Raw genomic sequence first — 21633 nt, forward strand, 5'->3', positions numbered from 1 at the left:
GCCGTTTTCAAGGCGCGACACGCCGCCTGCACGAAAACGTCTAGTTCGGGCGGTCCCCTCACGCCTGGCCGGTCGCCTTCTCCCCCAATGAGGTAAGCGACGTCACCGTCAGTCGGCGTGCACGCGTTCGTAGAGTCGGTCCTCGACGTCGAACAGTTCCCGCTCGATCGACTCGGCAAGGGGCGCATCGTCAGTGCGGATGCCGAGCTCGATGTTGCCGTACTCGGCGCTCCAGGACAGGTTCGCGCTGGTGACCAGTACGAAGCGATGGTCGACGACTACGAACTTGGCGTGGTTGCGGACCTTCGTGCCGTCGAAATGCTTGGTGCGCAGCACGATCCCGGGATGCAGGTGCGCGGCGACCTCTTCGGCGGTCGGGGTCCGGCTGCCGGAGGCGGCCGCGTCGGCGTCGAGGTAGACCCGCAGGCCGACCCCCGGCCGCCGGGCCGCCTCGGCGAGGGCCGGCCAGAGCCCTGACGATCGCTGGAAATTGAAGGTGGAGCAGGTGATCGACTGCCGCGCGCCTTCGATGTGGCGGAGGATCGAGGTGGTCAGCGGGCCGGTCTGCGCGAGCGGCCCCGGCATGGTCCACACCGGTTCCACCCGCCCGATCCGGGTTCGGGCGGCGCTCACCGCGTCGAGCAGCGGCAGCAGCCGGTCGGTCGCGATCCGCTCGGCCAGCGGCCGGACGACGGCGCGCCGCTGTGGCGACAGCGCTCGCAGCGCCACCCACAGCGGCTGTCCGTCGGCGAGCCGGTCGGCGAGGTCGGCCGCTTCACCGCCGGTGAGCGTGCGGCCGAGTTCGGCGGCGGCGCTCCGCTCGTCACTGGAAGAAGGCAAGGTGCCGGTGCTCCCCGGGAAGGGGGACGAGGAACCGCCTGTCGAGGAAGCGGTTGGCGCGTTCGCACGAGGTCTCGGAGGCCATCACGCAGCAGTGGCAGGCGGCACCGTGGAGGAAGTCCTCCGGAGACTTCGGGGTCCGGCCGGCGCACAGCGGATCGGACGAGCAGCGCTCGGCCCGGTACAGGCCTCCGCTGATGAGCCCACGCAGGCGGTTCGGCTCGCTCAGCTGCACGAGGCCGCCGAGCGTGCCGTCCGAGTCCGAGGCGGTGGTGAGGATGACCAGTCCGGCCGCGGCCTCACGGTCCTCGGACCCCTGCCAGGCGTACAGCCGCTCGCTCAGGCTCGCCGCGGAGTACCCGCAGGTGAGCGCGCACTCCCGGATGAGGATGTGGGCGAAGGTGTGCAGGAGCCAGTACCGCGGCGGTCTCATCCGGCTGCTCGGCTCCACCGCTTTCGCGGTCTCCGAGAACCGGTTCCGGAAGTTCTGAGTGTGGGCCTCGACGTGGGCCAGCCACAGATCGCTGTCCTCGACCAGGGCCTCCCACGCAGCGATCCGCTCCTCGTCGAACTGGAGGAAGATCCCCTCGCCGCGATCCTCGGTCGCCACTGTCCAATGAGGTTTCTCTCGGGTGAGCGGCACGAGCCTCTGCCCCAGGTCGCCCACACGGTCCATGTCGTCGATCCGGGTGAAGCCGAGGAGCGCGTTGACCTTCCGCAGGCTCTCGACAGCCAGCACCCGGCTGACATCCCTCCCGCCGTCCCAGTCCTGCTCGGTGAGCACGAGGCCGCTGGCCTCGTCGCTGTGCTGGGTCCCGAGCGGGAACTGCTGCTTGAGGTAGTGCCATTCGGGGACGAGCAGATCTATGGGGTCCCAGTTGCGGATCCGCTCCTCCTGGACCTCCTCGGGCTCCTCTGGTGAAAGCGCCTCGTCGACGGCGGCCTGCAAGGTCTCGTCGTCCACGTCTTCGAGGTCGACCTGGCCTTCGACCAAATCGCGGACCATCTCGAGATCGTGCCGGTACTTCGCGAGCTTCTCGCCCTTGGCCTTCCAGAGTTTGAGGGCGAGACTGTCGGCCTTGTCGGCCGTCGACTGGGGCATCACGATGACGGACTGGGTCGCCCCGAACCAAAGGTTCGACGCGCCGATCAGCATCAGCTTGGGCCGGTTGCCGCACCCGCCGCTTTCGAAGGTCCCCAGGTGGGGGTGGCGGCCCCGGCAGAGGGGCAGCTTCGAAGCGCCGGACTCGCCCTGCGCCTCGTTCATCGGCCGGGCGTTCGCGCACTGCGTGCAGCGGATCGTGGCCGCCGCGCCCTTGCCGGAGGTGCGGTCGGTCATCCGAAGTTGCGGGAACGCGACCCCGGTGGGGCAGGGCTTGCCGCCGTGGACCCACCAGTCGTACGGGAACTCGTCGAGATGCCCGTCCGGGCAGGCGAGGAGGTACCGGGCCGGGACGGCCGTCTGCTTGCTCGCCTTGCTCCGGGGCCGGTCGGGGTTCCCATGGCATTTCTCGTGGTAGAAGTGGGCCTTGTCGGGCCGGTACCGCTTCGTGTTGTCGTAGCCGAACTGGCTGATGCGGCCGAGGTTGTCGCATCCGGTGCAGCGCAGCCACTGCGGGAACACGCGGGAGGGCACACCGAGGTCCCGGCCCTCCTCGGAGCCGGTGAACGCCACCGCCTGCCAGGGGAACGGCCGCAGCTCGATGTTCCGCGACTTCAGAAGCTTCGCCACGGCTTGGCGCAGTTGCGGGGCCTCAATGGTCAGCGGCTCGCCGTCGCGCCTGGCCCAAATGCGGTTCCAGTCGTCGAGCCCCGAAGGCATGATCGTGAACTGCGGCAGGTCCATGACGGACCCGGGACCGTAGGTGTACAGCAGCGACGAAGGCCGCCCGGACCCGACCTTCGCGTAGTTCCGGTTCCGTCCCGCGTTGCGTTCGGCGTCGGCATCGCCGAGCGGATCGAGGGCCTGATCTTCGGCTACCGGAGTGAATCGCGATTCCACGTCGGTCATGACGAGGCACCTTTCGACGGCCGCTGCGTCTCCCACTCCGGCTCGTCCCCGGTGCGGTCGTCCAGGTTCGCCTTGATGGGGCTGACGAGCAGGTTGATCTCGGGCTGCACTTCCCGCATCGAGTTCGGCACCTTGAACGGTCCGATGTCCTTGCGGCCGGCCATCGACCGGGCGTTCTCCGGGCTGATCATGAGCGAGCCGAACCGCGACTCGTCGTTCACCCGGTCGTACACCAGCGACCTGGGCTCCAGCTGCTTCTTGCGTTGCAGCCAATGATCGAGCCGGTTGCCCAGCCGCGTCCGGGCGCGTTCGGCGGTCTCGTCATCGCTGGCGCGGGCGATCCGCTCACACAGTTGGTCGATGAGCCGCTGCACGAACGCCGTCTCGTCCTTGATGCGCCGCGCCGCCTGCTCCGGAGAGAGCCCGTCGATCCGGTCCGCTTGCAGCACACGGGAGGCGCTGACGAGGACGCCGTCGAGCCCGCGGTCGAGCGAGGTCTGCGAATACGGCGTCACCGACAGCGCCTCGACCTGCTTGTAGAAGGTCTCGTGGTAGTGCCTGAAGGTCTCGAAGTGCGCGAGGTCCCTCGGTCGGGCCCAGTTCCCGAGCGCCACCACGAGTCCGGGCCGGTCCGCGTCGCGGCCGACGCGCGAGGACGCCTGGATGTACTCGGCGGTGTTCTTCGGCTGGCCCACCACGAGCATGAGCCCTAGCCTGGTCACGTCCACGCCGACTTGCAGCATCGACGTCGCCAGCACCGTGTCGAGCGGCAGCCGCTCGCGCTGGTCGACCTCTTCGCCGCGGCTCGCCGCCGCCCCTGCCGCGCGCTTGGCTGCCGTGGAGTCGAAGGCCGGGTCGAACGGCACCGCCATCTGGTCCAGCGAGGCCCCGATGTCGGCGGAGGAGACGCGGGAGGTGAGTTCGGCGCTGTTCAAGTGCCCGAACGCGGTTCCCGACCGGCGCGGCAGCTTCGACCATTCGCGGCCCTTGCTGAGCAGCGTCTGGATGTCGTCGCCGAGGAAGCGGGTCATGCCGGCCAGTTCGCGTGTGGCGCTGAAGTAGCCGACGAGCGTCATGTACGGATCGGCCTCGTTCGCCTTGCCCGTGTTGATGAGCAGTTGCCCGGCGGCGAGGAGCACTTCGGCAACACGGATCTCCGCGCTCGTGAGCCGGACCCCGGTGCTCGCTACGCCGATGTAGCGGCGGCCCGGGTGCTTCGCCGAGATCGGCAGCTCCCGGGAAAAGAAGGTGTCCCCGGCGTCGATCACCTGCGGCGGGAAGATCTGGGTGTCCCTGCCGTACAGCGCCCGCACCTGGTCGTTCGCGTTCCGGGCGGTCGCCGTGGAGGCCACCAGCATCGGACGAACCGGATCTCCCTCGGCGGTGGTCCACGCGGCGGCGGTGTCCACGGCGGTCTCGAAGAGCCCCACGGTGGTGCCGAGCGAACCGGTGATGAGGTGGAGCTCGTCCTGGATGATCAGGTCAGGCGGGCGCAGGCGGCCGGTCCGGCGCACCCGGGCGGCCGGGTGCTTCCCCTTCCGGGGGTGCTTCCCGTCAACGGCGACGTCGCACTTGGCGTAATCGGGGTGCACGTAGCAGTGCCTGTCGCAGTACTTCGAGACGTACCCGAACAGCGCGGCCGCTTCCCCTTCGCGGGCGAGCCGTGCGAACTTGTCCACGGTTGCGATGATGAAGGCGGGCGCGAGACGGTAGATCTCCTCATCGACGGTAAGTACCGGCAGGCCCTCTCCGGCCTCGCCGCCTTCGGCGAAAGGGCATTCGGCGAGCTCGTCACCGCAGTAGACGCGCACCCGGCGCTCGATCGGGTCGGCCTTGATGTTGCCGACGCCGATCTTCTCACCGCACCAGGGACAGCGCTGAATCTGAAGGACCGTGAGCCGGTGTACGGCGCCCTCGCTGTTCCTGGCCTTTGTGATCTCATCGCTGGCTTCATCGAACCGCTTGGGGCTCACGCTGGTGCCGACCCACAGCCCAATGCGAAACGGCTCGGTACCCCAGGTGCCGGGGTCGTCGACCCGGACTTTCTCCGCCGCGCACATGAGCGCGGTGGCGCGCTGGAACTGCTGCGAGGTCAACAGCCGCAGGGTGTACCGCATGATGACGGCAACTCCGGCGTTCCCATCGAGAGGCCCGGAGTCACTCTGGACGACGCCTTGGAGCCGGCGGATCGCGAACGTGAACGCCGCCAGACCGAGGTAGGCCTCGGTCTTGCCGCCGCCGGTGGGGAAGAACAGCAACTGCGCTCGCGCCAGGTTTCCGGACCGGTACTTCCAGGTGGGATCGGTCATCATGCGGATCTGCGTGAGGATGAACGCCAACTGGAAGGTGCGCCAATGGTGCGGGGTCTTCTTGGCGAGCACCTGCTCACGCGCCTCGTCCATCGTCACCGTTGCGTCGGCGGTGCGGATCGCGGCGATCTGCGTCTGGACGCGCTGCGCGGCCATGACCTCGTTCATGAACCGGAAGCACTGCTGTGCCTGGGCATCGGCGAGCAGGAAGTCGAGACCGTCGGCGAGCTGCTCGTGGACCATGCGGGCGTCCTCGACCGCGTCGAGCGCTTCATCACGGAGGTGCGCGGGCAGGCCCTCAGCCTGGGTCCTGCGTTCCTCCAGCCAGTCGGCGTACCCGGCGACGATCGGCCGCAGGCCCGAGTCCAGCGCGTCCGGACCGGCATTCGCAAGCACCGTCATGTCCTGGAGCACGCCGGGGACCTCCGGCGCATCGGTCTGCGGGGTCTCGGAGACCGGCAGCCATGTCGTCCACACGCGCTTGGCGCGGCGGGCCGAGAGGTCGTCTTCGGGGGCCTTGTCCCAGTCGGTCTCCCAATCGGCCGAGCAGGTCCGGCCCTGCGCGAACTCGAGCCGGTTGCGGTACTGGAGATCGAGGCGGCGGATCTCCTCGACTTCGTCAGGCGCCCAGTCGGTGTCAACTACGAGGTCGCGGACCGGCAGAAAGACGGCGTCGCCATCGGCGGAGGCCTCGAGCTTCGTCTGGTACAGCCAGGCGTTGACCGGGATCTGGCGCGGCGTCTCCCGGTCATTGCACAGTGCCATCTCGATCGTGGCGCAGCTGTGGTCAGGTGAGTCGTAGCGGTCGATGCGGATGACGATGGCGTCGCGGAGATGCACCTCGGCGGTCTGGCCGGGGACGAGGTCGGCGAGGCGGATCACCTTGGGAATGTTGAAGTTCTCGCGCTTATAGCGGCGGCCGGACCTCGGTTTCGGGCCGTCTTCTTCCTCGTCGCTTTTGTGGACGTTGTAGGTGCCCCACGAGGCTGTGACCGTGAAATACTCCAAGTCGGTTGGCACCTGGAAGCGCAACCCCATCGAGGCCGGGATCATCAGGCCGCGCTGCTGCGGGATGTCGTCGACTATGTCTTCGTCAGACTCAGCGGACGAGTCGTCCACGCTTGAGACCGGCACGCCGCGACTGATCTCGTCCTCGGCCGATTCGGCGACATCGAGTGCGGCGTCATCATCGTCAGCGCTGGTTAGCTTTGTCTTGCCGGGCTTGATCTTGGCCGGGGCGATCCGCCCGACGAGATAGGCTGCGTCTGGCTGCCCCTCGAGGATCTCCTCCGGTCCGCCTGCGGGACCAAGGATCTCGCGCTCGAAGATGTCGGCCAGATTCTCGCGAGCAGTCCAAGATGACCCATCAGGCGAGTGCTTGACCGCATAGGTCGAGCGGCCGCCTCCGGTCGGGTCGACTGACACGTAGTCGTCCAGGTTCACTCGTCATCCTCCTCGGCTTCAACCTCGGGCGCTTCGCCTTGCAGGGCGACCCTACGGTGATTCTCCTTGAGGAGTCTGTCGAATACCTCGACTCTGGCTTCGCGCGAGAGCGTGAATCGGGTCATGCGCCGATACTCATGGAAGCCGTGGTCGGGATCAAAGTCCCAACCGTAGGCAGCGAGCACGGCACGGTCGAGTTCCACATGGATCTCACGGAGACGGGCAACATCGCGATCGGCGGAGTCACTGACATCGGGGTCATTGAAAAGGTTGTAGAGCTTTGTGAGGCCGAGGTCGCGGCGGAGCATGATCTCCCGGCGCTCGGTGTCGAGAGTCCGGCCGATCTCATCGAGAGAACCGGCATCGAGCGGACGCGGGAAGGTCAGGAAGACGTCAGAGGGGGTGTAGCGGACATCCGTGCGCATCGAAGATGCGTATTTGACCGCCCAGAGCTGGTGCAGGCCCGAGGAGAGAACAGCCTGGTCGGCGTAGGAATCAGTCGCGAAGACAACTGCTGCTTCGCTGACCACTTGGCCTGTTGGCACCCGCAGGGGCATGACCGTCTTGCTGACCCGGGCAATTGCGAGCACTTGGTCGAGATCCGCAATCGCCTTTCGCAATGCCGGGCGCTGTCTAGTGAACTGCCACCAGGGAGTTTTTCGGGCGTGTGCGGCGCCTTTTTCGCGCTCTGGCTTAACAGTCTGACATACCCGCTCGAACGGGAGATCGAAGACACGTGCTTCCTCCTCGGTCTTGGCGAAGAAGTCAATTACCCATCTCGGAGGTGAACTATCGGGACGCTGATTGAGATCCTCACCGTTCAAGTAGGGAAAGAGAACCTTCTTGTTGTTGGGATCGACTTCGATCCATGAAGAGGCTTCTTCTGGAGTGATTACGAATCCAAGACCGAGAACATAGCAACCAGTGAACGCCATGTCAGCGTTCTCCCTCAGCCGCTTAGGCGGACGCTCCGGGCTCCGTGCAGGGTCGAGCATAGTGATGATCCAGTCGGCCTTCTTGCCGTCGGCGATCCGCTTCACGCTGCCCGAGACCGGCCCGAAGGAACCCCAAACCGCCGCGAACTCGAGGTTGGCAGTCTTGACAGGCCAGTTTCGGCTCTGAATTGCCCGAGTGATGGTAAAGCCGCCCGCATCGAGTCGATCGAGGCCGACCTCTCTTGTGTCGCCCTGGGCGATGGTGTTGGTGGCGATCAAGCCGAGGTTCCCGCTCCCGGTCAAAAGTTCCTTGGTGCGGAGGAAGAAGTACGCGACGAGGTCGGCGCTGCCCTTCTGCCCTCCGGCGAGCCGGTTGACAAACCAGTCGCGGACGTTGGTACCCATCGCGCCGGTGATCTTTTGGCCGCCGACGAAAGGCGGATTGCCGATGATGGCGTCGAAGCCCTTGTGGTCGACGATCACATCTGGCGCAGCGAGGACCCAGTGGAGCGGTTTCCAGCGCTCGTAGTCGGTCTCAACCGTCGGAGTGAGTCCGACTTCGAGGATGCCGTCGAGCATTGCTCGGTCGGGCTCTCCCTTCTTCGGATACGCCAGGCCGACCGCGATACGCAGGTCTTCGTAAGACTCCTTGAGCTTCTTCCCCGGCTTGCCGCCGAGCCGCAGCCCGGCTGCGATGACTCCATCAGCGATGTTCGTCAGTTTCGCGGTCAACTCTCGCTGCCGCTCGACCTGTCGCCGCTTCGCTGCTACCGAGCGCTGCGGGTCGGAGTTGTCGACCTCGCTGGCGAGGCTGCGTCGCAGCGCCGTGACCTTGTCCAGGACCTCTTTCGTGTCCATACGGTCCACGAGCTTGTCCGGGCTCTCGGAGGCGATGTCGAAGAGCGTGGCCGGTGCCGAGGTCTCGGGTTCGAGGCTCATTGTCTCGATCTGCTTCGGATCCACGATGCCGAGCAGGGAGTTGCCGCAGAAGATCTTGTCGTCCACGAACGAGAACGGCAGGTCCTTGTCAAGCGAGACAAGCCAAAGGGAGAGTTTGCACATCTCCACTGCCAGCTCGTTGATGTCGGCTCCGTACAGGCATTGGGCGACGACCTTCCGGAGGGCTCGCGTCTCCATCTCCTTGGGCGTTCCAAAGACGTCGCCTTGCTCCTGCCATGCCTTCACCACCTCTCCCGCCAGGAAGCGTGCCGCTGCGACGAGGAAAGCTCCTGAGCCGCAAGCGATGTCGGCTACCTTGAGCGCCAGGATCTGATCGCTGTGGAGCCGTACCCACTGGCTGTCGTCATCGGTCTGGTGCGGTCCGACCTCGTACACCAACGGCTTCAGCGCGTGCTCGACGACTTCGTCGGCGAGCTCCTTCGGCGTGTAGTGCGCGCCCGCGTTCGCCCGTGACGGAGTCTCGACCACCATCACTCCGCCGGGCATGACGACCAGCGGCCTGCCGCGCAGGTCGCGGCGGATGATGCCGATGAAGGGCCGCAGCTGCTCCTGCAGCTTCGGGTCCATCGAGACGGCGCGGATCGCGGTCTCGACGTCCTCGACCTCGGCCTTGAGGGCCTTCGCCAGCGCGTTCGCCGCAGGTGGCTCCGCGGCCTTCTGGTTTTCCTTGGCCCACTTGATGATCGCCGCTGCGAGCTTGGCCTCGCCCGCGTGCTTCGCAGCGATGTCTTCGAGGACGCTCAGCGGGATCTCGGGTTCAGCGCCGGCCTTACCGATCAGTCCGACGGTGATTTCCTCGACGTCGGCGGCGGAGTAGCCGAGCAGGCCTTCGTAGATGTAGCCGATCTGCTCGACGTCGATCTCGCGGAAGGAGATCCGCAGTGCCTCGCCCTTGACGACGGGCATCTGAACGGCCCGCAGGACTTCGAGCATGACCCGGTCCGAGACCGTGATGGCGAGGCCGTCGCCGCCCGCTGCGGTGAGGAACGCGGTCCGTTCGGGATCGAAGAGGGAGCCGCCGTAGGCCGGCAGCCGCAGATCCTCGAAGACCGCACCCTCGTACAGCGCCCGTGAGGCGGCGAGGAGGCGGTGCCAGGTGATGTAAGTGCCGCCGAGGGCGCCGTGGCCTTCGTCGCGGGCGCGCTGGTCGAGCAGGTCGAATCGGTCAGAGAGGCTGTACCCGGCGGCGAAGAGCTCATTCTCGGGCAGCAGGCTGCGCTCTTCGGCGAAGAGCAGGAAGACCACGCGCATCATGACGGTGACGGCGGCCTGGTAGACCTCGTCGCGGTCGGCCGGGAACGGGTCCGGTTCGCCGCGTTCGGCGGCGCGCAGGGCCGATTCGGAGAAGGACTGGATGAGGAGTTCGACGGCTTGGCGGACCTGGACGCCGAGAGCTTCGGTGATGTCGGCGGCGTCGGCGACCGAGTCGACGAAGAGCTTCGCGAGCCGGTCGTCGGCCTTGCCGCCGACGAGGTGCTTGCGGCTGAGGAGCTGCGCGAGGGCCGAGACCGCTTGGGACTCCTCGATCCAGAGGTGGGCGTCGGTGACGCCCGAGGCGGTGCGCAGGTTCTTCTGGGCGCTGACGACGGCCCACCAGCGGCCGTCGGTGACGACGCCGATCGGGGTTCCGGAGGCGCGAAGGAGTTCGCTCATGCGGTCGATCGGGCTGGCGTTCCAGCCGTCGTCGAGGGCGTCGTGCAGTGAAGCGACCGGGTCGCATACCAGTACGAGGGCGCCGACGAGGTCCTTGTGGGCGAGCGCGCCGGTGGGGGTGGCGGTCGTCCTGCGGTTCGGGGCCTGGACCTGAATGGTGGAGACGACCGGTGAGTCCGCGGTCAGGTAGGAGGCGCCCCAGCCGAAGACGTCGCACAGTACGGTCTCGACCCAGAGGTCGCGTGCTTTGCAGTAGTGGTCGAGCGCAGCTTCGTTCTGGTCCCGGTCGAGGGCGTCCCACGCCTTCTCGAAGTCGGGGAGGGCAGCACGCAGCGCCGCGCGCGGCTCGTCGCCCAATGCGGCCATGCCGGTGGGCCAGACCCGCTTGAGGACCGGGAGCGACAGGAACGGTCCCTCGGTCTCGACCAGGTCGAGCCAGGAGCGGTGCAGGTCGTCGGGTCGAATCGGCTTGCGGTGCTTCACCGGCGGGCCTTCCATTGCTCGGCGTCCTCGGGGGTCAGCGCGAAGATCACGGCGGCCCCGGTCAGGTGGGGGCGGACATCGGTGTACCGGGCTTCGATCGAGACGCGCTCGCGGTACTGCTGCTCGTCGAGTCGGCGCAGGCGGTCTTCCATCGCCCGCAGGTCGTCGCGCAATTGCCGCTCCTGCTCCCGGGCCAGGTCGATTTCGCCGCGGTCGTTGACGCCGAACAGGCCGTTCGTGTGCTCGGTCAGGTCGCGGTTGCGCTGGTCGATCGACTCGCGCAGGTTGGCCCTGAAGCCCTTGAAGATCTCCTCGGAGCGGTCGAGGTCGGCACTGCGGCGCTTGCCGAGGTCGGCCTCAACGAGCGCTTGACGCTTGTCGGCCTTGGCGTGCATCGCGTTCACCAGCCGCGTGTACAGCAGGGAGCCCTCGGCGTTCCAGTTCTCGGCCAAGGCCGCCAGGACCTCGGGGTCGGCCAGGCGCATGTGCTCGCGGTCGAGCGCCTGGTCCACGGCCTGCTCGGTGCGGTCCTGGGCGAGCGGGCGCCCGTTGAGGCGAAGGCCCGTGAGGAACACCTCCTCGTGCAGCCGCAGGCCGCCACGGCCCACCAGGACCAGGCGGCCCATCGCGGCCACGCAGGACTCGTCGAGGCCTTCCACGACCGTGGCGGTGGCGCGGTGCAGGAGCGAGTCGCCGCCGAAGAGCTCGGCCCGCAGGAAGCGAGTGGCACGCCGCAGCAGGGCGTGGCCGAGGTGGAGGTGGACAACATCGGATCGCCCGGCCGCGGTCTCACCGCTGAAGGTGACCGGGCGCGGGTCGTCGGGGTGCAGGCGGGTCGCCAGCCCGTTCAGGGCCGACTGCCAAGACGCGTCCAGTTTCGGAACCGCGAACATGCCTGAGGTCGGGGCGCCTTCGCCGTCTCGCGGGTCTTCGACTGGAATCAGCGTCGGTTGGCCGTCCAGTTCGAAGGCGGTATCGACCACGCGGCGGGCGTTCGCGGGCGACCAGTGCATGGCCGCCCGGGTCCGCTCGTGGTCGGCGGTGACCCGGGCGATCTCGCGGTTGAGGTCGGTGCTGCCGGCGAGGGCCCGGCCGATAACCTCACTGCCGTTCTCCGGTGTCTTCTTGCCCTTGGGCCGGTTCGGCATCGGCGCGAAATGGTCCTCGACCTCGGCGTCGATGTCGGCGACCTGGTTCACCGATCCGAGGTCGGCGGCCACGGTGCCGACCTTCACGGCGATGCGCCGCATGAAGTCGGCGTCCGCCGCGTAGGTCGCGGACGACGAGTGCGGCTGGAACTGGTAGATCTCGGGCGTCCGGCGCTGGCCGTAGCGGTCGATGCGGCCGATGCGCTGCTCGATGCGCGAGGGATTGAACGGGATGTCGTAGTTGACGAGGCGGTGGCAGTAGGCCTGCAGGTCGATGCCTTCGCCCGCCGAGTCGGTGGCGAGCAGGACGCGCACGGGCTCCTGGTCCGGCGGGGCGGAGAAGCGCTCGCGGATGCGCTCGCGGTCCTCGTGGTCGGTCGAGCCCTGAATGACGGCGAGCCGGTCGCCGAACCCGACCTGCTCCAGGTTCGACTTCATCCAGTCGAGCGTGGTGGTGTACTCGGTGAACACGACCACGCGCTCGTTCGTCCACCGCTTCCCGTCGGGGCGGCAGACGGCGGTGAGGTAGTCGATCAGGGCCGACAGTTTCGAGTCGGGTCGGTACTGGTAGCCGATGCCCCACTTGACGAGCGCGGCGAGATCGGCTTTGGCGGCTCCCGAGAGCGGAGCGGTGCGCTTCGCCGCACGCAGGGTCTCGGCCTCGGGGTGGTCGGCCTCGCCCTCCTCCTCGTCGGCCTGGCCCGAGCCGAGCACGTCCTGGTAGTAGTCGCGGTTCTCGTCGATCCGGCCCGCCGCGGGCCCCTCCAGATGCTGGTTCAAGGTGAGCCCGAACGACCACGGGCTGGATAGGAACCGCTTCTTGAGGAGCATCGAGGTGATGTCCCTCGCGCGGCCTTTGCCGTTCCTGCGAGCCGACTCGGTGAGGATCCGCTCCAGCTCGGTGAAGCGCTGCTGCTCCTCGGCGGTCGGCTCGAACGGGATCGACTTCAGCTCGCGGGCCTTGAAGTCCTTCTCCTTGATCTGGGTCTTGAGGCGGCGCACGGCGACCTCGCCGAGGGCCTGCTCGTCCAGGAGGGCGCCGCGTGCGAACCGGCGGTCGTCGATCATCTCCATGAGCGCGGTGAACGACTCGCTGTAGCCGTTGTGCGGGGTCGCCGAGAGGAACAGGCGGTGTTCGCACTGCTCTGCGAGCGCGCGGGTGGCAATGGTCCGCCTGCTGTCCACCGCGTAGCCACGCGCCCCGCCGACTCGGGTCGGACTGGCGGGGGCGACGTGGTGCGCCTCGTCGACGACGAGCGCGTCGAAGGCGTACCGGCGGCCGTTCCCCGTGTCGCGACTGTCGGCGTAGACCTCGCGCAGCAGCCGCTGTGCCCGGACCGTGGAAAGCCAGGCCATGCTCACAATGGTGCGCGGGTACAGGCGGAACGGGTTCGCGGCCAGGCCGTGGCTGCGGCGGACACGGGCCATGAGCGCCGAGTCGACGATCGTGAAGTCGAGGCCGAACTTGTCGCGCATCTCGTCCTGCCACTTGAGCCGCAGGCTGGGCGGGCACACGATGACGACAGACTTGGCCCGCTGGCGGAGGATGAGTTCGGCGAGGACCAGCCCGGCCTCGACGGTCTTGCCGAGGCCGACGTCGTCGGCCAGGAGAAGGTTGGTTCGGGAGGAGCCCAGGGCGCGGCGAAGGGGTTCGAGCTGGAACGCCTCGATGTTCACCCCGGCCCGGAAAGGCGACTGGTATGCGTCGGCGCGGGCCGAGGTGATGGCGCCCCAGCGGACGGCGTCGACGAAGGCGGCGAGCCGGTTGGGGTCGTCGAAAGTCTCGGGGCTGAGCGTCTCGGGGAGTCCGTGGGCGGGCAGAAGGCCATGGCCGACCTCGAGCTCCCATACGACCCGCAGTTCAACGCCGAGGTGGTCTTCCGAGAGCGACTGGAGTGAGACGACGTGAGTGGGTTCCGAAGGCGCCCCGTAGCCGGGTGCCTCGGGGGCCGACTGCTCGCGCACGTCGGTGACGGCCCAGGTGGACCCGCGGACGGACACGACCTGCCCGAGGGAGGGGAGCCCAGGGAGGCTTGCGTCGGTGTCCGGTGCTGCTGTCGCCTGATTCGCCACGATTGCCGCTCCTTCACAGGATCATCGCGGGTCCGCAGCGTATTCGGACGAGTGGTGAAGGCGCTACCGGACCGGCGGTCAACTCTAACAAGGGCCCCTGTTGAGCGGTGTTCTCGTATCCGATGCGATCCGCGAATCGACCGCCGATCGCGGATTCGTCGTCCACACTGGCGGCGACGCGATTCGGCAGGGAACATGTTAGGCTGCTTCAGTTCTCGGTCCCCCGATCCCCGCCCCTCTGGAGGGAACGACGCTGGCGCACGGAGAGTCGACTCGGCTACCAGAAAATGACCGTTTCGACGGAATCGACAAGAACCGACATCAAGGCTTCTTCGGCGAGAAGCTGGTCGCGGCTTTCTGCGCCTCGGCCGGTTACAGCTTCACCGCATGGGAGCCGGACAACGGCATCGACTACTCCATACGGAAGTTCGGCGGCCCGTTTCGACGCGGTCCGGTTCTGGACGTTCAGGTGAAGAGCACCTTCGATCTGAACCGAGTCGGCGACCAATGGAAGTACCGCCTGGACGAACGGGCGTTCCAGGATCTCAGCGCAGTCGACTACCAGGGACCGCCCGCCCTTCTCTTCGTGGTCAAGGTCCCGGAGGACCGACACCAGTACGTGCTGCCACCATCGGGTGATTCCACCGGTTTTCGCGCCCCGATCCTCTGGGTTTCGCTGGAGGGCACCGACGACGGCGTACCCCGCAAAGAGACCAGGACGATATCGATCCCCTGTACTAATATTCTCACTGCGGAGGTCCTGGACGCGCAGTACGAGAAAGCGGCCCAGGGGTTCACGCCGATAGTGCCCAGACAGACGGGAGGCGGGCTCTGATGCACGAACCGAGTTTCCAGGTCGATCCCGAAGCCTTCGTCTCGTACCTACGCGCCCGCGAATGGCACCCTGTCGCGACCTGGCGCGGCACCACCGTGTGGGAACGCGGTCCCGAATCGGACCAGTTGTTCGTGCCGGAGGAGCCGCACAGCCGATCAGGGAAGCGCCTGCTCGCGAGGGCGCTCTACGAGCTGGCCGCGAGCGAGGACCGTCGAGCCGATCTGGTGCTCGCCGATCTGGCGCAGCCTCGGGCCGACATCCAGCGTTTTCGGCTCCTACCGCCCACACCTTCGGGGAGCATCCCCATCGCCTACGGGCACAAGGCCATCTCGGCGATCTATGAGGTGCTTCGGGATGCGGGCCGGAACGCGTTCGAAGGACCGCGCATGTACCACCGGGACAAAGCCGCGGAACCCGTCAATGCGTTCCTGAACCGAGTGGAGCTCGGTCTCACCGAACCGGGTAGCTACATCTTTACCACCAGGTTCTCGGGAGCCGATCCTGCAAGGCAGGAATCACTCTTCGAGTCAATGGAACCGAGTTCCCGCCTTCCTTCCGATCATGAAGTCGCGATAGGCCTTCAGTCAGCCGTCTTCAGGGCACATGAAGTGGCGAAGACATTGGCGGAGAACGGATCAATCAACAATCCTTCGGAGCAAGGAATATCTTCCAATCTCTGCAAGGCGCTATCCGATCTCAGCGGCGATGAACGACGGCACGCGTTCGAGATCTCGTTCAACTCTGGATTCGGCGACGCCGATCTAATGGCGAGCCCTGCACTACATTTCAGTAGTCTGATGGCTCGCAAACTGCATGGCTTTGGCAATCGCCTTGAACGACTTGCCCGCACGGGGAAGGCGGTCGTCAAAGGAAAGGTGATCGGCTTGCACCTCGAAGACGGCACACGTCGCCGTCGTATTCAGATCAAGGGCACCGCGTATCGCGAAGAAGGGCCGGAGGAGATGAGCCTATGGGCGTTCGTCTCCGAAGACGATTACAGTCGGGCGATTGATGCCCATCGCCATGCAAAAGGAGTAAGTATCGAGGGCGATATCGTCGCTGAGAACGGCGGGTATCGGATGCACGTCGGCTCGAGCCGCCTCAGCATTCCCGATTCCGATTAGTGAACAGTCGCGCCTCGGCAAGTCCGAGCCAGGACCTTAATCGGTTCGAGCGAACGGCGCCGGAAATCCTCCGGTGCCAGATCCGATTCGTGATGTTCCAACCAGTGTGCGAAGAGGCTCGCCCAGTGCAACATGGCAAGTTTTCGCCGCTGTCGTCCCGGCCGCCCGGGAAAACTTGGTTCGAGGATCGAATGCCGGGCCTCCGGCGTGAGCAGGTTCATTACGATCGCAGAGGAGCCGATCTGTTCGCTGAGGACTTTGAGGCTCTCCGGGCTGGTCTGGCGCCGGGGCCCGGCGGGAGCGGGCAGTCCTCCGTCGTTGGTCGAGCGAAGGGCCGCGATACGAGAGTCGGCCGCTGCGACCATTCGTCGGTAGAAATCGCCGTTGGTCTTGGACGCCAACGGTACGCGCAACCCCGCCCGGATCACCTCGGGCTGCAGGAACGGCAGCTCCACATCGATCTCGGGCCCGAACAGCCACAGAGGGGAAGGCGCGATCGCGCGCGCCGCCCGAGTGTGCAACTTGCCGAGCGTCACCGCCGCCTCGTGCCCTGAGAAGGGCGCCATAGCGGATCGGAACGCGTCCTTGCTGCAGTCGATGAACGACGCCGCGACCTCCGGTCGCAGAAACTCATTGGCTCGAAGCCGGTTGTTCTTCAGTCCCTCCCACAGCAACCGCGACTGCAGTGCCGGGTCCTGCTCGGCCAGCAGCGCGTCCGATACGTAGGTGCTCTTGAAGAGGACATCACCGGCGAGGCCGTCGAGCAGCGGGGCACCCTTGCCGTGCAGGTTCCTCGCCAAGGGCATGAGCCAGACGTGGTGGACGGTCTGGAAACCCGTGCGACGCCGCACCTCGGCGTACTCGTCCAGCCACGCCCGCTCACCGGGGATCAGCACATCGTGGCTCATGCCGAGCGCCTCGGCGACGGGAGTACTCGACGTCGAGGTCACGGCCATCATCGGGGCTCGTCGTTCAAGCCCGCATTCCTTGATGCCGCCGCCGGGCCAGGCTGCCCAGCAGCCGCGAGTCCCAACCACTGCTCAACGTCAGGATTGTCCGCCAGGGTCAACCGCCTCGGCCATCCACGAGGGCTCGAATGACTCCAGACGCAGCCCGCTGTCCCGACGGACCCATGCGCTCGCGGCCGGGAGTCGCCGGATCTCCTCAAACGGGGTGTCCTCACCGATTGGGGCGGTCATCGCCAGCGTCGACGCCCATGCGCCCCAGTTGATGTGAAGCTTCGCATTCCCAGTGCCGACCAGCGGATCGATATGGCCGGTGGAATACACCGCTTCCCCGATCCGACGGTAATAGAGGTCCTGCATGCCCAAAGCATCAGTGTGGACGGCCGCGTACTGCCGGTTGATCTCGACACCAGCCGACATCCACGTTTCGCAAGCGTCACGCCAATCGCGCGGCTCCACCCCACTCGCGAGAGAACCCCAACGGTGGCCGACACTGCCACCCGATCGCCACCGTTCGGTCCGCCCCGAGCTGAAGAGCACCAGATCGCCCCGCCGGTGCGCAACCCGAGAGACCGCGGCCGGGGCACGCTCAGTCAACGCCCGCAGCAGCAACGGATCCCAATCGCCGATCGCACCGCACACGAACGGACGAGCACCATACCGAATACCGGAACCACCGCTTTCCGGCACATGCCGCCTCGAACCGAATCCAAGACCATGAGGGAGTTTCACCAGCCCGATACTACGGACCTGATCGCCAGTCGGGCTCGGCGCGAGCGAGGGCCTGGAGGGATCGCCAGACCCGCGTCCAAGTGTGCCAAAGTTTGGAGTCACGGCCATGCTCTGGCTGGTGAGAGGCCATTTGACCTGCGGTCTCCAGAACCGAGGGTTGCAGGTTCCAGTCCTGTCACTCCTGCAGATTGAGAAAGGCCCGGACCTGATGGTCCGGGCCTATTGTCTTGTGCTGTAACGACTCTCGGCAGCGTCCTGTAGAGCGTCGCATTCGGGAGGCGGCCGTCGTCGTCGAACCGGTCGTGTCCGGCTCGGAAGGGGCCGGGACGCCGACGGGGTTTGCTTAGGCGTGCTGCTTCAGTGCATCGCGGCGTCCTTCTTCTCGGGCCTGTTCGAGTTTGTTCTCCAGGCGTGCTCGCGATCGGCGGCGTCCTCGGAGGCTCGAGCCGATCAGCAGCGTGAGTCCGACCAGCACGATCAGTTGCGGCCAGGGAACGGCCCAGAATCCGGCGTCGGCCTCCACGGGTTCGATCGCGGTGTCTTCGCCTTCGCCGACCACGGTCGTCGTCACCGTGACGGAACCGGGCACGTACACCAGCGGCCACACGTCCTCGGCCGTCACCGTGAACGTCCGCCGGTCCCCCGGCAGCAGTTCCTGGTCGATCTCTTCTGGCCCACGAGCGCGTCCATCGGGATCTGCGAGGCGCCCGAGTTGTCGAGGACGTCGGCGGGCTTGCCTTCGGCGAAGCGCGGCTGCTGGGTCTCGGCGATCGCCTGGGTCGCCATGAACTCGATCTCGGACTCAGGGAACGTCTCTTTGTAGAGCGCCTGGTGGGAGACGGCGTAGTCCTGGCCGAAGCCGCCGTCGAAGATGACGACGTTCAGGGGGGCCGCGGGGTCGACGCCGAACGGGTTCTCGGCGTCCTCCCCCACGGTGACCTCGCCGCCTTCGTCGTCGCTGCCGCTGGTGGCGCAGGCCGCCAGGGAGGACGCCGCGAGTCCGGCAGCGGTGGCTCCGAACAGGTTGCGGCGGTTGAACATCGGTTGCTTGTCGGCTGGCGTGTTCCTCATGGTCGCTCCTTCAAGGGGTAGCAGGGTGGGCATGACCGCTGTGGACGGCGAGGGTCAGCTCGTTCCGTTCCGTTCTTTCGTCGGCCGGTGGCCGACCACGGCCCGGGCCCGGGACTCCAGGGCTTCGAGGGCCGCGGGGAAGCGCCGCTGCGCGACCGCGATGTGGACGAGGTCGGCGACGAGCAGCGCGGAGTGCCGGGACGCGAGCAGGTCGGCGCGGTGGCCGGTGCGGGTGGTGGCCGAGACGAGGCAGATGTCGGCGATCTCGGCGAGGGCGGAGTCGCCGTCGCCGGTGAGGGCGACGGTGAGCGCGCCGCGGCTGTCGGCCTCGGAGAGCATCTCGATGACTTCGGCGGTGGAGCCGGAGAGGGAGACGGCGAACGCGATGTCGTGCTCCCCCAGGAGGGCGGCGCTGGCGAGGGCGTCGTGGACCTCGGTCCAGACCCAGGCGGCGACGCCGGTGCGGTAGAAGCCCATCTGGAGTTCGCGGGCGACGGTGGCGCTGGTGCCGACGCCGTAGACGTCGACGCGGCGGGCGTCGCAGACGCGGGCGGCGACGCGCTCGACGGCGGCGAGGTCCAGGGTGTCCACTGTGTCGCGGAGCATCGCGGCGTCGATGGTGATGAGCTGCTTGAGGACTCGGTCGAGCGGGTCGGAGGGGGCGATCTCCTGGCCGATGTTGACGTCCCAGCCGGTCTCGAGCCGCGCTGAGGCGCGACCTGTTTCGGTCGCGATTGCAACCCTGAGGGCTGCGTAACCGTCATATCCGAGATGGCGGCAGAATCTAGTGATGGTCCCTGGGGAGGTACCGGAGAGCTCGGCGAGGTCCATGATCGTGGCCCGAGCCGCGGCTTCGGGGTCGGCGAGCACTTGCTCGGCGACTTTCGACATGGCTTCGGACAGTTCACTCGCGCCGTGGCGGATCCTTTCGAGGACTCCGGCCGCGGCGGGGGTGCTGGGTGCATCTGGGCTGGTTCGCTCCATTGGCATCCCCTTCGGGAGGTGGATGCAAGAAAAACTATTACCTATGCCACACTCGTGTCAAGTTCATGAGAATTATTTTTACTGGTTTGCACCGAAGGCGGATACTGCTGGTATCGCAAGGAGCGGGGACCCCAACATGCACGCAAGACTCGCCGTCGGCCTCGACGCCGGCGGGACCAGCAGCCGCGCCGTCCTCATCGACGAGACCGGCGCGGTGCTCGGCACCGGCGCGTCAGGACCGGCGAATCCGGTCGGCGGCGACCGGGAGATCGCGCTGTCCAACATGGCCCTGGCGTTCCAACGCGCCCTCGGCGGCATCGACCCGGCCGAGGTCGGCTCGGTCTGCGTCGGCACCGCCGGCGCCCTCTCACTGACGGAAGAGGTGCGCGAGCTCTCCGCGGACCTCAAGCGGCGCTTCGGGACCGGCTGCGACGTCCAGGTCGTCTCGGACGCGGTGATCGCGTTCGCGGCCGGATCGTCCGCCTCGGACGGCACCGTGGTCGTCTCCGGCACCGGCGCGGTGGCCTTCGCGATCCGCGACCGCACCCCGCACCTGCGCTCGGACGGCTACGGCTGGCTCTTCGGCGACGCCGGCTCCGGCTTCTGGCTCGGCCGCGAGGCCGTGCGCGCGGCCTTGCGGCACATCGACGGCAACGGCCCCGGCGGGCGGCTCGTCGAGGCCATCATCGCCGCGATCGCCCCGGACAAGCGCCGCTCGGGTGCCTTGGTGGCCAAGTGCATGGCGGATCCGCCCGTGCGGCTCTCGCGCTTCTCCGCGCTCGTGTGCGAGGCGGCCGACGGCGGCGACCCGGTCGCTGAGTCGATCGTCGCCAGGGCCGTCGGGCACCTCGCCGAGTCCGTCTCGTACGTGGTCGACCGCGAACTGCCGATCGTCATGGCGGGCAGCCTCCTGACGCGCCCGACCCCGATCGCCGCGCTGCTCCAGGAGCGGTTCCGCCTCGTGTACCCCAAGGCGGGCATCAGCAAGGCCACGGACCCGGCGATCGGCGCGGCCTGGATGGCCGCCAGCGCCTTCGTCACGGACCCCGAGGCCCGCGTGCGACTCCACCGCCAGTTGGCCTGGCGGTAGGCGGGCGGGCGCGTCCCGCCCGCCCGACCGGGTCCGCTAGGCCGCGCCGAGCGCCCCCGAGAGGCGGCCTTCGGCCGCTTCGAGGCGCGCTTTCGCTTCGGGCGCTTCGACACCGAGTTCGAGCATGACCACCGCGGTCTTGACGTGCTCGCCCGAGGCGGCCAGTGCGGCCTCCGCGGCTTCGGCGTCCGCGCCGGTGATCTCGCGGAGCATCCGCACCGCCCGCGCCGCCAGCTTCGAGTTCGCGACCCGCATGTCCACCATGTAGTTCCGGTAGACCTTTCCCAAGCGCACCATGGTGATCGTCGAGATCATGTTGAGCACGAACTTCTGCGCCGTGCCCGACTTCAACCGCGTCGAACCTGCGACGACCTCGGGGCCGACCTCGACCTCGATGCGGTGCTCGGCCGCTTCCGAGAGCAGCGTGCCGGTGTTGCAGGAGAGTCCGACGGTGAGCGCCCCGCGCCGGCGGGCCTCCTCGACCGCCGCGACCACGAACGGCGTGCGGCCGCTCGCGGCCAGGCCCACCACCGCGTCCGCGGGGCCGATGTGCTCCGAAGCCATCGCCGCGATCCCGGCGGCGGCGTCGTCCTCGGTGCCTTCCACCGCTCCGCCCTCGGCGGCCTTGCCTCCGGCGAGGATCGCCTTGACCAGTTCGGGGTCGGTGGAGAAGGTGGGCGGGCACTCGGCCGCGTCCATGACCGCCATCCGCCCGGCCGTCCCGGCCCCCACGTATCTGAGCCGCCCGCCCTTCGCGAGCCGCGCGGCGACGGCGTCGATCGCGGCGGCCACTTCGGGGAGCACCGCGGCCACCGCGGTCGGGACGCTCGCGTCCGCCTCGTTCATGGTGCGCGCCAAGTCGAGCGTCGACAGCGCCTCGATCCCGGCGTAGCGGGGGTCGGCCTGCTCGGTGGCCAGCGCGGCCAGCTGGGTGCGCGCCCGCAGGCGCTCGGTCGTCTCACTCACAGTTGCGAGCC

The 21633-nt window shown here is 67.5% G+C and carries 14 protein-coding genes; 3 read left to right on the top strand and 11 right to left on the bottom strand.

Annotated features, from left to right (window positions below; all coding sequences use genetic code 11):
* Positions 1-108 precede the first annotated feature (108 nt).
* From drmC to drmD, 5 genes are read right to left on the bottom strand one after another with little or no spacing between them, the layout of a single operon-like run.
* Complete coding sequence (gene drmC / locus O2L01_RS22020; RefSeq protein WP_270124191.1) at positions 109-840, bottom strand: DISARM system phospholipase D-like protein DrmC; 732 nt, start codon at positions 838-840, stop codon at positions 109-111.
* On the bottom strand, positions 824-2851 hold the full coding sequence (locus tag O2L01_RS22025) for a DUF1998 domain-containing protein (RefSeq protein WP_270124192.1): 2028 nt from the start codon (positions 2849-2851) through the stop codon (positions 824-826). The genes drmC and O2L01_RS22025 overlap by 17 nt, the downstream gene beginning before the upstream one ends.
* Entirely contained in the window at positions 2848-6603 is a 3756-nt protein-coding gene (gene drmA, locus O2L01_RS22030) for a DISARM system helicase DrmA (protein WP_270124193.1), read from the bottom strand. Before drmA ends, O2L01_RS22025 begins: the two co-directional genes overlap by 4 nt.
* Complete coding sequence (locus tag O2L01_RS22035) at positions 6600-10634, bottom strand: Eco57I restriction-modification methylase domain-containing protein (RefSeq protein WP_270124194.1); 4035 nt, start codon at positions 10632-10634, stop codon at positions 6600-6602. The genes drmA and O2L01_RS22035 overlap by 4 nt, the downstream gene beginning before the upstream one ends.
* A complete protein-coding gene (gene drmD, locus O2L01_RS22040) occupies positions 10631-13855 on the bottom strand; it encodes a DISARM system SNF2-like helicase DrmD (protein WP_270124195.1) in 3225 nt (1074 codons plus the stop codon). Before drmD ends, O2L01_RS22035 begins: the two co-directional genes overlap by 4 nt.
* Positions 13856-14198: 343 nt before the next feature.
* Here drmD and O2L01_RS22045 point away from each other — a divergent pair, with 343 nt between their 5' ends.
* Both O2L01_RS22045 and O2L01_RS22050 read left to right on the top strand, forming a co-directional pair.
* Positions 14199-14690, top strand: a complete 492-nt coding sequence (locus O2L01_RS22045) for a DUF4365 domain-containing protein (protein WP_270124221.1) — start codon at positions 14199-14201, stop codon at positions 14688-14690.
* Positions 14690-15814 carry a hypothetical protein gene (locus tag O2L01_RS22050; protein WP_270124196.1) on the top strand — a complete coding sequence of 375 codons (1125 nt, stop codon included), beginning with the start codon at positions 14690-14692 and terminating at the stop codon, positions 15812-15814. The genes O2L01_RS22045 and O2L01_RS22050 overlap by 1 nt, the downstream gene beginning before the upstream one ends.
* Here O2L01_RS22050 and O2L01_RS22055 read toward each other — a convergent pair.
* The 5 genes from O2L01_RS22055 to O2L01_RS22075 all read right to left on the bottom strand — a co-directional run bounded on the left by O2L01_RS22055 (position 15811) and on the right by O2L01_RS22075 (position 19566).
* Positions 15811-16773, bottom strand: a complete 963-nt coding sequence (locus O2L01_RS22055; RefSeq protein ID WP_270124197.1) for a hypothetical protein — start codon at positions 16771-16773, stop codon at positions 15811-15813. The genes O2L01_RS22050 and O2L01_RS22055 overlap by 4 nt on opposite strands.
* 87 nt (positions 16774-16860) lie before the next feature.
* On the bottom strand, positions 16861-17511 hold the full coding sequence (locus tag O2L01_RS22060) for a hypothetical protein (RefSeq protein ID WP_270124198.1): 651 nt from the start codon (positions 17509-17511) through the stop codon (positions 16861-16863).
* A 343-nt stretch (positions 17512-17854) separates the two neighbouring features.
* The gene (locus tag O2L01_RS22065; RefSeq protein WP_270124199.1) at positions 17855-18133 is read right to left on the bottom strand and encodes a hypothetical protein; all 279 of its coding nucleotides are present in this window, start codon (positions 18131-18133) and stop codon (positions 17855-17857) included.
* A complete protein-coding gene (locus O2L01_RS22070) occupies positions 18130-18582 on the bottom strand; it encodes a hypothetical protein (protein WP_270124200.1) in 453 nt (150 codons plus the stop codon). The genes O2L01_RS22065 and O2L01_RS22070 overlap by 4 nt, the downstream gene beginning before the upstream one ends.
* 54 nt (positions 18583-18636) lie before the next feature.
* Complete coding sequence (locus tag O2L01_RS22075; RefSeq protein ID WP_270124201.1) at positions 18637-19566, bottom strand: MurR/RpiR family transcriptional regulator; 930 nt, start codon at positions 19564-19566, stop codon at positions 18637-18639.
* Positions 19567-19702: 136 nt separating this feature from the next.
* Here O2L01_RS22075 and O2L01_RS22080 point away from each other — a divergent pair, with 136 nt between their 5' ends.
* Positions 19703-20656: an N-acetylglucosamine kinase gene (locus O2L01_RS22080; protein WP_270124202.1), complete on the top strand. Its 954-nt coding sequence runs from the start codon at positions 19703-19705 to the stop codon at positions 20654-20656.
* Positions 20657-20692: 36 nt separating this feature from the next.
* Here the strand turns inward: O2L01_RS22080 and murQ are convergent, their stop codons facing one another.
* Positions 20693-21622 (bottom strand): N-acetylmuramic acid 6-phosphate etherase, encoded by a 930-nt coding sequence (murQ, locus tag O2L01_RS22085; protein WP_270124203.1) that lies wholly within the window; start codon positions 21620-21622, stop codon positions 20693-20695.
* Between the last annotated feature and the right edge of the window lie 11 nt (positions 21623-21633).

It is taken from the genome of Glycomyces lechevalierae (genome assembly GCF_027622945.1).
In the GTDB taxonomy this organism is placed as follows: domain Bacteria; phylum Actinomycetota; class Actinomycetes; order Mycobacteriales; family Micromonosporaceae; genus Glycomyces; species Glycomyces rutgersensis.

What these genes read in the sequence shown, in the direction of transcription:
- O2L01_RS22070 (WP_270124200.1), bottom strand. Translation starts at nt 18,582, where the DNA reads ATGAGGAACACGCCAGCCGACAAGCAACCGATGTTCAACCGCCGCAAC.
- O2L01_RS22075 (WP_270124201.1), bottom strand. Translation starts at nt 19,566, where the DNA reads ATGGAGCGAACCAGCCCAGATGCACCCAGCACCCCCGCCGCGGCCGGA.
- O2L01_RS22050 (WP_270124196.1), top strand. Translation starts at nt 14,690, where the DNA reads ATGCACGAACCGAGTTTCCAGGTCGATCCCGAAGCCTTCGTCTCGTAC.
- O2L01_RS22055 (WP_270124197.1), bottom strand. Translation starts at nt 16,773, where the DNA reads ATGATGGCCGTGACCTCGACGTCGAGTACTCCCGTCGCCGAGGCGCTC.
- O2L01_RS22080 (WP_270124202.1), top strand. Translation starts at nt 19,703, where the DNA reads ATGCACGCAAGACTCGCCGTCGGCCTCGACGCCGGCGGGACCAGCAGC.
- O2L01_RS22025 (WP_270124192.1), bottom strand. Translation starts at nt 2,851, where the DNA reads ATGACCGACGTGGAATCGCGATTCACTCCGGTAGCCGAAGATCAGGCC.